This window comes from Limnohabitans sp., assembly GCF_040401495.1.
Classification (GTDB): Bacteria; Pseudomonadota; Gammaproteobacteria; order Burkholderiales; family Burkholderiaceae_C; genus Limnohabitans.
Genome location: NZ_JBBAOI010000006.1, coordinates 13530 through 27121 on the forward strand (window position 1 = coordinate 13530; position 13592 = coordinate 27121).

17 protein-coding genes are annotated in these 13592 nt (G+C 50.1%); 9 read left to right on the plus strand and 8 right to left on the minus strand.

Features of this window, described 5'->3' with window-relative positions:
- Both AC9UEO_RS05895 and AC9UEO_RS05900 read right to left on the minus strand, forming a co-directional pair.
- A partial coding sequence (locus AC9UEO_RS05895) for an RDD family protein (protein WP_509530984.1) occupies nt 1–431 on the minus strand: 431 nt, incomplete at its 3' end.
- A 65-nt stretch (nt 432–496) separates the two neighbouring features.
- On the minus strand, nt 497–955 hold the full coding sequence (locus AC9UEO_RS05900) for a DUF3106 domain-containing protein (protein ID WP_509531253.1): 459 nt from the start codon (nt 953–955) through the stop codon (nt 497–499).
- Here AC9UEO_RS05900 and AC9UEO_RS05905 point away from each other — a divergent pair.
- Nucleotides 891–1172, plus strand: coding sequence for a hypothetical protein (locus AC9UEO_RS05905; protein WP_509531275.1), 282 nt, complete (start codon nt 891–893; stop codon nt 1170–1172). The genes AC9UEO_RS05900 and AC9UEO_RS05905 overlap by 65 nt on opposite strands.
- Here the strand turns inward: AC9UEO_RS05905 and AC9UEO_RS05910 are convergent.
- Together AC9UEO_RS05910 and AC9UEO_RS05915 are read right to left on the minus strand one after the other, a co-directional pair.
- A complete protein-coding gene (locus tag AC9UEO_RS05910) occupies nt 1153–1590 on the minus strand; it encodes a DUF3619 family protein (protein WP_509530986.1) in 438 nt (145 codons plus the stop codon). The genes AC9UEO_RS05905 and AC9UEO_RS05910 overlap by 20 nt on opposite strands.
- Nucleotides 1587–2144, minus strand: coding sequence for an RNA polymerase sigma factor (locus AC9UEO_RS05915; RefSeq protein ID WP_509530988.1), 558 nt, complete (start codon nt 2142–2144; stop codon nt 1587–1589). The genes AC9UEO_RS05910 and AC9UEO_RS05915 overlap by 4 nt, the downstream gene beginning before the upstream one ends.
- A 273-nt stretch (nt 2145–2417) precedes the next feature.
- Between AC9UEO_RS05915 and AC9UEO_RS05920 the strand changes: the two genes are divergently transcribed.
- From AC9UEO_RS05920 to AC9UEO_RS05950, 7 genes are all read left to right on the plus strand, one after another.
- Complete coding sequence (locus AC9UEO_RS05920) at nt 2418–4199, plus strand: acetolactate synthase 3 catalytic subunit (RefSeq protein WP_509530990.1); 1782 nt, start codon at nt 2418–2420, stop codon at nt 4197–4199.
- A gap of 89 nt (nt 4200–4288) precedes the next feature.
- Nucleotides 4289–4780 (plus strand): acetolactate synthase small subunit, encoded by a 492-nt coding sequence (gene ilvN, locus AC9UEO_RS05925; protein WP_509530992.1) that lies wholly within the window; start codon nt 4289–4291, stop codon nt 4778–4780.
- A 26-nt stretch (nt 4781–4806) separates the two neighbouring features.
- Entirely contained in the window at nt 4807–5823 is a 1017-nt protein-coding gene (ilvC, locus tag AC9UEO_RS05930) for a ketol-acid reductoisomerase (protein ID WP_509530993.1), read from the plus strand.
- The gene (locus AC9UEO_RS05935) at nt 5823–6473 is read left to right on the plus strand and encodes a phosphatidylserine decarboxylase (protein WP_509530995.1); all 651 of its coding nucleotides are present in this window, start codon (nt 5823–5825) and stop codon (nt 6471–6473) included. Before ilvC ends, AC9UEO_RS05935 begins: the two co-directional genes overlap by 1 nt.
- 10 nt (nt 6474–6483) lie before the next feature.
- Nucleotides 6484–7281 carry a CDP-diacylglycerol--serine O-phosphatidyltransferase gene (gene pssA, locus AC9UEO_RS05940; RefSeq protein ID WP_509530997.1) on the plus strand — a complete coding sequence of 266 codons (798 nt, stop codon included), beginning with the start codon at nt 6484–6486 and terminating at the stop codon, nt 7279–7281.
- A 214-nt stretch (nt 7282–7495) separates the two neighbouring features.
- Nucleotides 7496–9034: a 2-isopropylmalate synthase gene (locus tag AC9UEO_RS05945; protein ID WP_509530999.1), complete on the plus strand. Its 1539-nt coding sequence runs from the start codon at nt 7496–7498 to the stop codon at nt 9032–9034.
- Between the two features lie 198 nt (nt 9035–9232).
- Entirely contained in the window at nt 9233–10138 is a 906-nt protein-coding gene (locus tag AC9UEO_RS05950) for a serine hydrolase (RefSeq protein ID WP_509531001.1), read from the plus strand.
- Here AC9UEO_RS05950 and AC9UEO_RS05955 read toward each other — a convergent pair.
- Genes AC9UEO_RS05955 through aat form a run of 3 tightly spaced genes read right to left on the minus strand, consistent with a single transcriptional unit; the run spans nt 10135 to nt 12424 of the window.
- Nucleotides 10135–10917, minus strand: coding sequence for an IclR family transcriptional regulator (locus AC9UEO_RS05955; RefSeq protein WP_509531003.1), 783 nt, complete (start codon nt 10915–10917; stop codon nt 10135–10137). The two genes, AC9UEO_RS05950 and AC9UEO_RS05955, sit on opposite strands and share 4 nt — an antisense overlap.
- 23 nt (nt 10918–10940) lie before the next feature.
- The gene (locus AC9UEO_RS05960) at nt 10941–11675 is read right to left on the minus strand and encodes an arginyltransferase (RefSeq protein ID WP_509531005.1); all 735 of its coding nucleotides are present in this window, start codon (nt 11673–11675) and stop codon (nt 10941–10943) included.
- Nucleotides 11672–12424 carry a leucyl/phenylalanyl-tRNA--protein transferase gene (gene aat, locus AC9UEO_RS05965; protein ID WP_509531007.1) on the minus strand — a complete coding sequence of 251 codons (753 nt, stop codon included), beginning with the start codon at nt 12422–12424 and terminating at the stop codon, nt 11672–11674. The genes AC9UEO_RS05960 and aat overlap by 4 nt, the downstream gene beginning before the upstream one ends.
- A gap of 41 nt (nt 12425–12465) precedes the next feature.
- On the opposite strand from aat, the gene AC9UEO_RS05970 reads away from it, so the two are divergent.
- On the plus strand, nt 12466–13245 hold the full coding sequence (locus tag AC9UEO_RS05970) for an enoyl-CoA hydratase (protein ID WP_509531009.1): 780 nt from the start codon (nt 12466–12468) through the stop codon (nt 13243–13245).
- 15 nt (nt 13246–13260) lie between these two features.
- On the opposite strand, the gene AC9UEO_RS05975 is transcribed toward AC9UEO_RS05970, so the two are convergent.
- Complete coding sequence (locus tag AC9UEO_RS05975; protein ID WP_509531011.1) at nt 13261–13569, minus strand: hypothetical protein; 309 nt, start codon at nt 13567–13569, stop codon at nt 13261–13263.
- Between the last annotated feature and the right edge of the window lie 23 nt (nt 13570–13592).

Genomic DNA, 13592 nt, shown 5'->3' on the forward strand with positions numbered 1-13592 from the left:
ACTACCCGAGTCTGTGACCAAGCGTCGTGCCAAAACTGTTTGTCTGGGTGCAGTTTGCTTAGCAGCGCCCAGAAAACCACCCAAACGCACACTGCCAACACCCCTAGCAGGCTAGAGCCATTCAATAGCCATGTCAGAGTCAGTGGCGGAATAAACCAAATCCAAGCAAATACATACCTAACCAGAGCTTGTTTTGGCGAAAGGGTTTGGCCATTGACTTGGGTGATTTTTAAATGCCAAGTTTTCATGGCAAGCGTTTGGCCTTTATGCCAAAAAAAACAGAAATAAAGCGCAAGAACCAAAAACACAAACGCTTGAAGTTCATGGCGATTGTTCATGGCGTGTCGTGTTTGTGTCAATGTTCCAAAAAGATAGCCTGCAATGAATATCACCCCAAAAAGCAGCATTCCTTCATAAAACCAACAGCTCATTCTTTTCAGCAAAGATGCTCCTGGCAGTCTTGTGTTGGGTAGTTCAACAAGATCAGCTTGATGAATCATTGGACCGCAGAGGGCCTGTTGGTGCCCGGCAGATTTGCAGGCAATAAAGTGAAAGGGTTGAGTTGCCCCGTGTCAATTCGAGGCGCTGAGCTCTGACCTTCTTTTTTTGCTGGGGGAGTGGTCAATTTTGCCGGTGAAATAGGCTTGACAGCCAAGGCTGCACCCTTTGGGGGGGGCATGCGAGAAGAGGGCAATTTTTGTTTTTCCTCTTCGTTCAGGGCTTGGTAGGCTTCCCATTTGGCCAATTTTTCGTCTGGCGATAGTTGCTTGGTTTGGGCAAAATTCAAACGCGCTTGTGAGCGTTGAAGTGGACTGAGCGCAGCCCACTCGCGCATGCGCTCTTGAGCCAAAAGTTGGGAGGATTCACTCATATCGGAAAAATTTTGAGCGATGACCAACCATTTGCGTTTTCGGTTGACTTCCAGTGTCGACCAAAGGTTTTGTAAAGGTAACAATGCTTTTTGCTGCGCCTGGCTCAGCTCTGACCAGCGAGGCGAGGTTTCAAGAGAGTTCAGCTTGTTGTCGACCCGTTCAACAGGGTCGGCAGCATTTGCAGAGGAGGCGGCAAAAGAACAAATCAAAAAAGCACAAGTCATCCAGAATTTGAAGTTGGAAGGCCTTGGAGGATTGACGCTGCACATGTCTTCAAACATCAATTTTGTTGAGAATTGACTTGATATTTGAGGTAGTCGAGGAAAGAGGCATCGGTGTAAGCATTAGGGGGCAAGTCATCGGTCAAGAGGGCCGAATCTATTTCCGCCAGTTCGAGTGCAGATTGGTCATTATGGAACTCGTTGATAAAAAATAGACCTGCAACCAAGCCTAACAAGGGAATGATGGAGCCGAAAGTTTGGAAAAACAACTGAATTTGGCTGGGAAATTTCAGCAGGGCGAGGCCGCTTTGGGTTTGAATTTCCTGCGCTGTTTGAAGCTGAGGTTGGGCGATACGTCTGTGGGACAGGGCGCGGGTACGCGCAGCGCGCAAACGCTCCGTGACCTCGTAGGACAAAGAGGCATTGTCATCAAGCATCATGGCGATACGCTTGCCGATCAGGTCTTGCGCCGATGTCGTTGAGGGTAAATGTTTCATGGTCGGATTCCCTTTGAACTCAAAGCTTTAAACAAGGATTGCACGGCTCTAGAGCAATGTGTTTTGACACTTCCTTCAGAGCACCCCATGGCTGCTGCAGTTTCAGCCACATCCAAGTCCTCCCAATAACGCAACAGGAAGGCTTCTCGTTGACGTCCTGGTAAATTTTGTATTTCTTTCTCAATTTCTTCAAATGTTTGGGTTCTAATGAATTCATCTAATGCACTTTCAGTACTTAAATGAGATGTTAAGACGTCTAAAACATCAAACTCATCATCACCTTGATCCGACCCAAAGTCACTGAAATTGGAAAAAAGCGCTTTGCGGGTCTTTTGGCGCCTGAACCAGTCCAGTGTGGTGTTGGACAAAATTCTTTGAAACAGCATCGGCAACTCTGCGACAGGCTTGTCTCCATAGTGTTCAGCCAATTTCATCATGCTGTCTTGAACGATATCAAGCGCAGACTCGTCTTCTCGGACATGAAAGACTGTTCGTTTGAACGCGCGTTTTTCTATGCCAACCAGAAAGTCTGAAAGTTCTTTGTCAGAAGCCAAGGATTTAATGAAACTTTATTGCAACAAGTGAGAAAAGAGGTGGTGGAGGATACAAAAAATACGTTTTTCGATTATGGCATTGGGCATTGACTCAGGTGAATAAGGTCTATTAAGAGGAATTCAATGTCATAATGGAGGGCTGTCGAACTAAAAGGGTTCAAGTTTGGTGTTAAACGCCTGTAGCTTGAAATCCAAAGTCTTGATGCGCTTTCATAAGAAGATGCAAAAAGGCACCCTAGTTTTTTCGTTTGCGAAATTCACAAAGGTTACATCATGGAAATCTCCAAAGCGGAACTTCAATCCGCCGCTCAGGCCAATGCGCTGAGTCAAACCCCCATCGAAATCAATGGCTCGGACATCTTGGTCAAGTCGCTTCAAGCTGAAGGTGTTCAGTTCGTCTGGGGCTACCCGGGTGGTGCAGTTTTGCATATTTACGATGCGCTTTACAAACAAAACACCATTGAGCATGTGTTGGTCCGCCACGAACAAGCGGCTGTGCATGCAGCTGATGGCTATGCCCGTGCAACCGGTGAAGTCGGTGTCGCGCTGGTCACTTCGGGGCCGGGCGTTACCAACGCCGTGACTGGAATAGCCACCGCCTACATGGACAGCATTCCCATGGTCATCATCACGGGGCAAGTTCCAACCCATGCAATTGGCCTTGATGCCTTCCAAGAATGCGATACCGTTGGTATCACTCGCCCCATAGTGAAGCATAATTTTTTGGTCAAAGATGTGCGTGAAATGGCCGACATCATGAAAAAGGCCTTTCACATTGCTCGTACCGGCCGCCCCGGTCCGGTCGTGGTCGATATCCCTAAAGATGTGTCCTTTAAAAGAACCATGTTCACCGGCTATCCGACCTCTGTAGATATGCGTTCATACAATCCTGTTCGCAAAGGCCACAGCGGTCAAATCCGCAAAGCCTTGCAGCTTTTGGTGAGTGCTAAACGACCCTTTATTTACACCGGTGGCGGCGTGCTCATGAGTGAAGCGTCTGCCGAGTTGCGCACCTTGGTGGACATGCTGGGTTACCCCTGTACCAATACCTTGATGGGGCTGGGCGCCTATCCTGCGAGCGACAGGAAATTCTTAGGCATGCTCGGCATGCATGGCACGATTGAAGCCAATAACGCTATGCAAAACTGCGATGTGTTGTTGGCTGTGGGCGCACGTTTTGACGACAGGGTCATTGGTAACCCCAAGCATTTCGCGCAAAACGAGCGAAAGATCATTCACATCGATATCGATCCGTCCAGCATTTCAAAGCGTGTCAAGGTCGATATTCCTATCGTCGGTGATGTGAAGGAAGTGCTGACAGAAATGATTGGTATGTTGCGCGAGTTGACGGCTAAGCCCGACCCGAAAAATTTGGCTGCTTGGTGGGAAACCATAGAAGTTTGGCGCTCACGTGATTGCCTCAAGTACGACCATGGCAGCTCTGATGTCATCAAACCCCAGTATGTGGTCGAGACTTTATGGAATATGACCAAAGATGCTGATGCCTACATCACCTCTGATGTAGGGCAGCACCAGATGTGGGCTGCACAGTACTATCGGTTTGACCAACCTCGTCGTTGGATTAATTCTGGTGGCTTGGGCACCATGGGTGTTGGCATCCCCTATGCTATGGGCATCAAATTGGCCAAGCCAGACAGTGAGGTGTATTGCGTCACAGGCGAAGGATCGGTTCAAATGTGCATTCAAGAACTCTCCACTTGTTTGCAATACAACACGCCAATCAAAATCGTCGCGCTGAACAATCGTTACTTGGGCATGGTCAGGCAGTGGCAAGAGATTGAATACTCAGGCCGCTACAGCCACAGTTACATGGATGCCTTACCCGATTTTGTCAAGCTTGCTGAGGCATATGGCCATGTGGGCATGTTGATTGAACGACCTGAGGATGTCGAACCCGCGCTTCGCGAGGCAAGAAAACTCAAGGACCGAACCGTCTTTATGGATTTCCGCACTGACCCTACTGAAAACGTCTTCCCCATGGTTCAAGCTGGCAAAGGCATCACTGAAATGCTTTTGGGTAGTGAGGATCTTTAACTTTGAAAATCACTTCCTGACGAATCTATTGACAACCGAGCCTGCAGGTTACCGCCTGCAGGGGAGGGTTGCGAAAAGAGGAATCCACTATGAAACATATCATTGCAGTACTGATTGAAAATGAACCTGGCGCCTTGTCCCGAGTGGTTGGTTTGTTCTCCGCGCGGGGCTACAACATCGAATCCTTGACTGTTGCGCCTACCGAAGACCCCAGTTTGTCGCGCATTACTTTGCAGACTTCTGGCTCGGACGATGTGATTGAACAAATCACCAAACACCTGAACCGTCTGATTGAAGTGGTCAAGGTGGTCGACTTGACCGAAGGCGCTTACACCGAGCGTGAGTTGATGATGGTCAAAGTTCGTGCCGTAGGAAAAGAGCGAGAAGAAATGAAACGCATGGCCGATATTTTTCGTGGCCGCGTGATTGACGTAACCGATAAAAGCTACACCATTGAACTGACTGGCGATGTGGCCAAAAACGATGCTTTCTTAGAAGCTATCGAACACAGCGCTATTTTGGAAACTGTGCGCACCGGCGCTTGCGGTATTGGCCGTGGCGAACGTGTTTTGCGTGTTTAACGACCCCCATTTTTAAGGAGAAACCCATGAAAGTCTATTACGACAAAGACTGTGACCTGAGCCTCATCAAGGGCAAAACCGTGGCCATCATTGGCTATGGCTCGCAGGGACACGCGCACGCTCAAAACCTCAACGACAGTGGTGTCAAAGTCGTGGTCGGACTGCGCAAAGGCGGTGCATCTTGGGACAAAGTAGGCAAAGCTGGCTTGAATGTCATGGAAGTCAATGACGCAGTAAAGATCGCTGACGTTGTGATGATTTTGTTGCCTGATGAGCAAATTTCCGAGGTCTACAACAACAACGTCGCACCCCATATGAAGCAAGGTGCTTCTTTGGCCTTTGCCCACGGTTTCAATGTGCATTACAACCAAGTGGTTCCTCGTGCCGACTTAGATGTATGGATGGTGGCGCCCAAGGCACCTGGCCACACCGTGCGCTCTACTTACGCTCAAGGCGGCGGCGTGCCTCACTTGGTTGCTGTGCACCAAGACAAAAGCGGGAAAGCCCGCGATTTGGCTCTCAGCTATGCCATGGCCAATGGTGGCGGTAAGGCCGGCATCATCGAAACCAATTTCCGTGAAGAAACCGAAACAGACTTGTTTGGTGAACAAACCGTGTTGTGCGGAGGTGCGGTTGAATTGATCAAGATGGGTTATGAGACTTTGGTTGAAGCAGGCTACGCCCCCGAAATGGCTTATTTTGAGTGCTTGCACGAGTTGAAATTGATCGTTGATCTGATTTATGAAGGCGGTATAGCCAATATGAATTACTCCATCTCTAACAATGCAGAGTATGGCGAATACGTCACTGGCCCTGAAGTTATCAACGAAGAGTCACGCGTGGCCATGCGCAACGCTTTAAAGCGCATACAAACAGGTGAATACGCCAAGATGTTCATTTTGGAAGGCCGCACTGGCTACCCCAGCATGACCGCGCGTCGCCGCTTGACAGCAGACCATTCCATTGAGGTAGTGGGCGCACAACTGCGTGCCATGATGCCTTGGATTGCCAAAAACAAACTGGTCGATCAGACCCGTAACTGATGAGCCATTACCCGCATCCAATTCTGGCACGTGAAGGATGGCCGTTCATAGGCTTGGCCTTTGTGCTGAGTCTTTTGGCGACTATTCTTTGGGGTGGTGTTGCAGCCATTCCTTTCTACATTGTGTTGGTGTTTGTGCTGCAGTTTTTTCGCGATCCACCGCGCCCTGTGCCAGAGCTTGCTAACGCCGTCCTATCGCCAGCTGATGGCCGTATTGTCAAGATTGAAAAAGTGCGTGACCCCTATGCCGACAGAGATGCCTTACTCATTAGCGTATTCATGAATGTTTTCAATGTTCACAGTAACCGTGCCAGTGTGGATGGGGTTGTGCGCGCTGTTCAATATTTCCCAGGCCTGTTTGTCAACGCCGATCTTGACAAAGCATCTTCTGAAAATGAGCGCAATGCGGTTGTGATTGATGCCACCGTGAATGGGCAGCAGCATGTGGTTACCTTGGTTCAGGTTGCGGGATTGATTGCCAGACGCATTCTTTGCTATGTCCATCCTGCCGATGTATTGGCTAAAGGCGAACGCTATGGCTTCATTCGCTTTGGCTCTCGTGTGGATGTGTATTTGCCTCTGAGTGCCATCCCGAAGGTGGCGCCAGGAGACAAGGTAAGCGCAACAACCACAGTACTGGCAACCCTTTAAGCGCACGGTCATGGACGATACCGAAGAGCAACTCGAACCCCCTCGTAGCCGATTGCGAAAGGGCATTTATGTATTGCCCAACCTCTTCACTTTGGCTGCTTTGTTTGGTGGGTTTTATGCCATCGTAATGGCCATGAACAACCATTTTGAGGCATCTGCCATTGCTATTTTCTGTTCCATTGTGCTGGACAGCTTGGATGGTCGGGTCGCGCGGATGACCAATACCCAAACAGAATTTGGTGCCCAAATGGACTCCTTGGCAGATATGGTGTCCTTTGGTGCTGCGCCTGCCCTCATCACCTACGAGTGGGCTCTGAAGGACCTGGGTCGCTGGGGATGGTTTGCAGCCTTTGTTTACTGCGCCTGTGCTGCTCTTCGCTTGGCTCGCTTCAATGTCAACACCACGGCGGTCGATAAGCGGTTCTTTCAAGGCCTGCCTTCTCCTGCAGCGGCCGCCTTGGTGTTGGGCTTTATCTGGTTAATGACCGATGTGGGTTTTTCTCCCGTGGATAACCGCTGGGTCATGTTTGCTGTGATTCTTTATGCGGGTTTGACCATGGTCAGTAATTTGCCTTTCTACAGCTTTAAAGATTTCCAGATGCGCAAAAGCGTTCCTTTTGCTGTCATCGTCTCCTTTGCGCTCATCATTGCCTTGATCAATATTCATCCACCTACCGTACTTTTCAGTCTGTTTCTTGTCTATGGGATTAGCGGCTATGTGGTTTATGCTTGGCGGCGCTACAAGGGATTGCCCACCAGCGTCATCAGTACCTCGACAGACGAGCCAGATGAAAAAGGCTTGCACTAATAAGCCCTCAATCCTTGGCTTGGTTATTGTCCATAAGCCTGTGATACATTCCTCTCATGAATATTTCGCTACTACTACTGCTTCAAAGCTTTCATGGGCTGGATCAGTAGCGTTTGCGCAATTTTCCCCAAGGCCCGTTTGCTTACCGCACCGGGCCTTTTTCAATGGGGCTGAACGGTTTGCATCGGAAGGTTGAATTTTCAGGAGCTTAAACATGGCTGACAAATTGATTATTTTTGACACCACTTTGCGTGATGGCGAGCAGTCTCCCGGCGCCTCTATGACACGCGATGAAAAATTGCGAATCGCAAGACAACTCGAGCGTTTACGAGTTGACGTGATCGAAGCGGGCTTTGCTGCCAGTTCCGATGGCGATTTCGAAGCTGTTAAGGCCATTGCCAACGCCATTACCGAGTCGACCGTATGCTCTTTGTCACGTGCTAATGACCGAGATATCTCGCGTGCTGCCGAGGCCCTCAAAGGTGCCAAGAATTCTCGAATTCACACTTTCATTGCAACCTCTGCCTTGCATATGGAAAAGAAGCTACGCATGACGCCTGACCAAGTGTTTGAGCAAGCCAAACAGTCTGTTCGGTTTGCCCGCAACTTGGTAGCAGATGTGGAGTTCAGCCCTGAGGACGGCTACCGCAGCGATATGGATTTTCTGTGCCGTATTTTGGAAGCAGTCATTGCTGAGGGCGCAACCACCATCAATGTGCCTGATACCGTGGGCTATGCAGTACCCGAGTTGTACGGTATTTTTATCAAGACATTAAGAGAGCGCATACCCAATTCCGACAAAGCTATTTGGTCGGTGCATTGTCATAACGACTTAGGTATGGCGGTAGCTAACTCTCTGGCTGGTGTGCAAATTGGCGGCGCTCGGCAAGTCGAGTGCACCATCAATGGGCTGGGTGAGCGGGCAGGTAATTGCTCTTTGGAAGAAATTGTCATGGCAGTCAAAACCCGTAAAGACTATTTCGGACTTGAGCTTGGCATAGACACCAAACATATCTTGGCTGCCAGTCGCATGGTCAGTCAAACCACGGGTTTTGTGGTTCAACCCAATAAGGCGGTGGTGGGAGCCAATGCCTTTGCCCATGCCTCAGGTATTCACCAAGATGGGGTTTTGAAGGCGCGTGATACCTACGAAATCATGCGGGCTGAAGATGTGGGCTGGGGTTCCAACAAAATTGTGTTGGGAAAGTTGAGTGGACGAAATGCTTTTAAGCAACGCTTGCAAGATTTGGGTGTAGAACTCGACAGCGAAGCTGAGACCAATGCTGCTTTTGGTCGTTTCAAAGAATTGGCAGATCGCAAAAGTGAAATTTTCGATGAGGATATTTTGGCCTTGGTCAGCGAAGAAAGTATTTCGCATGACAACGATGTGTTTTCATTTGTGAAGTTGTCGCAACACAGTGAAACAGGCGAGATGCCTTTTGCCTCAATCGTCATCACTGACAACGGCAAAGAATTCGCTTGTCAAGCGCACGGAAATGGCCCAGTGGATGCATCGTTGAAGGCGATTGAAAAGCATGTGCAAAGCGGGGCAGAGATGGTGCTTTATTCCGTGAACGCCATCAGCGGCTCAACTGAAAGTCAGGGTGAAGTCACTGTGAGGCTTCAAAACAACGGGCGCATTGTCAATGGTGTAGGGGCTGACCCTGATATCGTGGTGGCCTCGGCAAAAGCATACTTAAGTGCATTGAATAAATTGCAGAGTAAAGCTGAACGTGTAGCGGCACAAGGCTAAGTCTTCACGATGTCTTTAACATTCCGTAAGGAAACTGCCTTTTGGTTACCTGATAAATTACACGCAAGTCTTTGATCTTGCGTGTAATTTTAAATCGCACTACACTAGTGCATCAAGGCTCGTCGGAGCCTGCACTGGGACACCATGTTGAAAAGTATGAACTCACGTTTTGTTGTCGCGCTTTGCGTTGCCCTATTTATGGCTTGGGCGCCTGCCTCACATGCCGCTGGCGGCAAGCAAAAATTCAAAACCAAATCGGTTGCAGCTGCCAAAAAAAGTAGCCGCGCGAAAAAAGCTTTGCCCAAGCGTCCCTCTTTTGGCGAGTTGGCTGGATTGCATTCGGTGTCCGACGATCAAATCGCGCTCAAGTCCAGCGTGGCTTATGTGATTGATCAAGACACCCAAGAAGTTTTGCTCAGTAAGAACGACCAAGCGGTTTTGCCAATCGCCTCCATTACCAAATTGATGACGGCATTGGTGGTGCGCGAAGCCAATCTGGATATGGACGAGTCCATCACAATTTCGGTAGATGACATCGATACCGAAAAAGGCAGCGGTTCACGTTTGCGCCCTGGCACGACCTTGACCCGTGGTGAGTTGTTGCATTTGGCGCTGATGTCCAGTGAAAACCGCGCTGCCCATGCCTTGGGACGCACTTACCCCGCTGGCTTGGATGCCTTCATTAATCAAATGAATGCCAAGGCTGCGCAACTGGGAATGCGTGACACTCGCTATGCTGAACCCACGGGTTTGTCCAGCCGCAATCAATCCAGCGCCAAAGACTTAGCTACCTTGGTGGCCTTTGCTGCAAATGACTCCACCCTGCGTGAGTTGTCGACCTCTAATGGTTTCCAAGTCGAAGTAGGGCGTAAAACTTTGAAATACCGCTCTACCAATCGATTGGTCTCCAATCCCAATTGGGATATCTACTTGCAAAAAACCGGCTACATCTCCGAGGCAGGTCAGTGCTTAGTAATGCAAGCCAAAGTGGCTGGTCGTAAATTGATCATGGTTTTCTTAGACTCTGCGGGTAAGTTCAGCCGTATCGCTGATGCAGAGCGTGTTCGGCGCTGGCTAGAGACCCGCCAGTCGCTGGCTTCTTAATTATTGATGGGATGACCCAATTGCAGAGAAATCTGATGGGCAGTGTCCTGTAGTTTAGAAAGCCAGGATTCATCTAGGCGATCAGCGGGCGCTGATATCGACAAACCGGCGATCAGCTTTCCTTGGTCATCGTAAATACCAGCAGCCATACACCTCACCCCCAATTCGAGCTCCTCGTTATCACTGGCCACGCCAGACTGGCGAGATTTGGCAATCTCTTTTTCCAGTGCAGCCAACTGGGTGATGCTGTTGCGGGTGTGGCCTGGTAAGCCTGTACGGTTGGCATAGGCGCGAACGCGCAGGTTGTCGTCGGCGGCTAAAAATAATTTACCTACAGATGTCAAGTGCAAGGGCGCTCTGCCCCCAATGGCACGAACCACTTGCATACCTGAGCGCTCGCTGTAGGCGCGTTCTATATAGACGATTTCGTCACCTTGGCGAACACTGAGGTTCACCGGTTGCTGCGTGAGTTGATGCAAATCTTGCATAGGCTCTAGCGCCATATCTCTGACATTGAGACGCGCTTTGACACAGTTGCCTAGCTCCAGTAGGCGCATTCCTAAGCGATAGTGCCCAGACTTGGGGCGGTCGACATAGCGCCCCAGCACCAAGTCATTCAAAATACGATGGGTGGTGGAAGGATGCAAACCCGTCTTTTCGCTGATTTCCTTCAGAGTTGCTGAACCTTCCTTGGCCGCCAATACGTCTATCAGAGCGAACATGCGTTCTAGCACTTGAATCGAGGGAGACGGAACATGGCCTGCAGGTATTTTTCGCATGGCGATATCTTACAAGAGCGGGTTCAGACGTCTTCCCATTCGCCTTCTATGAGTACTTGGTGAGGACCAAACTGGGCTTTGTAGTTCATCTTTGTGCTTTGGCTGATCCAGTAGCCTAAATACACATACGGCAAGCCTAACTCACGGGCCTGTTCTATTTGCCACAGAATGCAAAAGGTTCCCAAGCCTTTTGCTGCCAAGGGGTCATAAAAGGTGTAAACCGCTGATAGTCCGTCGTCAAGGACATCCAGAATAGACACCATACGCAAAGCCCCATCAAGCGTTGCGGCGTCAGGGCTTCGAAACTCCACCAAACGAGAGTTGACTCGGCTTTGAAGCAAAAACTGTGTGTACTGTTCTACGCTGTCTTGGTCCATGCCACCGCCTGCGTGGCGGCCAGTTTGGTAGGCAAGGTACAACTGGTAATGCTCAGGGGCATAAACCAATTTCGAAATTCGCGACTGCAAATCCTCGTGCTGTTTGAGCGCTCTTCGCTGACTGCGTGAAGGCATGAATTCATTGACCTTGACACGCAAAGGCACACAGGCACGGCAGCCATCGCAATAGGGGCGGTAGGTGAACATGCCGCTTCGGCGAAATCCTTTGGCGACTAATTCAGAGTAGGTGTCATTGTGGATCAGATGGCTGGGAGTGGCCACCTGGGACCTGGCCTGTCGATCGGGTAGGTAGCTGCAAGGGTAGGGCGCTGTTGCATAAAACTGCAACGATTGAAGCGGCAAATCCTTGAGGTGGGTCACGGCGAAGCGGTAGGAGTTGAGAATTCATCCCAGTATAAAGGGTCAAAATGCCAACTCAAAGAGGGTAGTGCTTGGGCAACTAGGATATGTTTAAGAAACTCAGCGCGTGGCATTTCGCCACCTCCCATCAAAGCCAAGTGGGGGGTGTTTTGTTGGCAGTCCACCATGCTGATTTGGTTGGCTTTACAAAAAGCCACCAAAGCGGCTAAAGCGATTTTGGAGCTATTGGGAACCAAGCTGAACATGGATTCACCAAATATGGCCCGCCCTATGCTGACGCAGTAAAGCCCTCCACGAAGCTTGCCATCGATCCATGTCTCAACACTGTGAGCCATGCCTGCCGCATGCAAGGCCTTATAAGCGCTGACCATATCGGCCACGATCCATGTGCCGTTTTGCCCAGGGCGATGCGCATTGGCACAATGCTCTATGACCGCATCAAAAGCTGAATCGATGCGAATTTCCCAGTTTTTATGCAGCTTCATCCATTGCCGCAGGGAGCGGTGGAAGCGGAAATGCGCAACTTGCAAGACCATTCGAGGGTCAGGGCTCCACCACAGCACGGGCTGACCCTCGCTAAACCAAGGAAAGCAGCCTTTGCTGTAAGCTTCCCGAAGACGCTCCACAGACAGACCGCCGCCGGCCGCGACTAAGCCCTCAACGCCATGGGAGCGATCCCAGGCCGTCGAAGCGTCTGGCAGCGGATCATGAGGCCCGAGATAAATCAAGGGCGGTTGCTTGGGGTGCATAGGGGCAGGAAAAAGACAGGTTTCAAAGGAGAAGATACACCATGAACGATTGGGTTTTGCGGGAAACACCTGCTGTTGGCGTGACGCGTTTGGTGCTCAACCGTGCGGATAGCTTCAATGCGTTGTCAAGCGAGATGCTCAGCGCCTTGGACGAGGCTTTGCAAACTGTGGCGCAAGACGCAGCGTGTCGCGTCGTGGTGATTGCTGCAAGCGGCCGCGCCTTCAGCGCTGGACACGATTTGCGTGAAATGCGTAACCATCCCGACCACGATTTTTATACCCAATTGTTTGCCCAATGCAGTCGCATGATGGTGCGTATTCAAAATCTGCCTCAACCTGTGATTGCCGAAGTTCAGGGCATTGCCACTGCGGCGGGCTGCCAGTTGGTCAGTATGTGTGATCTGGCCGTCGCCAGCCAAGAAGCTCGGTTTGCGGTGTCGGGCATTAACTATGGTTTGTTTTGTTCTACCCCTAGCGTGGGCTTGAGCCGCAATATGCACCGCAAGCAAGCCATGGAAATGCTTTTGACTGGCGATTTTATTGACGCTGATACCGCCAAAGAACGGGGTTTGATCAACCAAGTTGTGCAGGGCGATGCGTTGACTGAGGCGGTTTTACAGTTGTGCCTGAAGATCGTGGCCAAACCCGAGCCTGCAGTTCGTTTAGGTAAGGCCTTGTTTTATCAACAGTTAGAAATGGGTTTGAGCGCGGCTTATCAGTTGGCGGGTCAAACCATGGCCTGCAACATGATGGAAGACACTGCGCAAGAAGGCTTTCAAGCTTTCTTGGACAAGCGTAAACCGAATTGGTCTGCTGGCTGAAACCCCATTGTGCGTTCAGTGGGGATTCTCAAAAAACACAATGTTTGAAAAGCTGCTGATTTCAAAATAAACCCGCTTTTCGTTAGGATCAACTTGCATATTGAGGTTTTCGTCTAAAACGCCATAGCCGTAACGGTAATCGCGGGCCTTACCGTCATCGGTTCCCAGCGCAGTGCTCAGTTTGTCCACCTTCAGGAAGCGACGAACCAATTTATCGCCTGCGTAAATTTCCAATACGCCATCGGTGCCCGTCCAGTTTTGGATTTCGCGGCCAATTTTGTTCTGTTGCTCTTGGGTACAAGCGGTTAGTAGCAAAACTCCCATGAGGACTATTGCCAAGCGGTTAC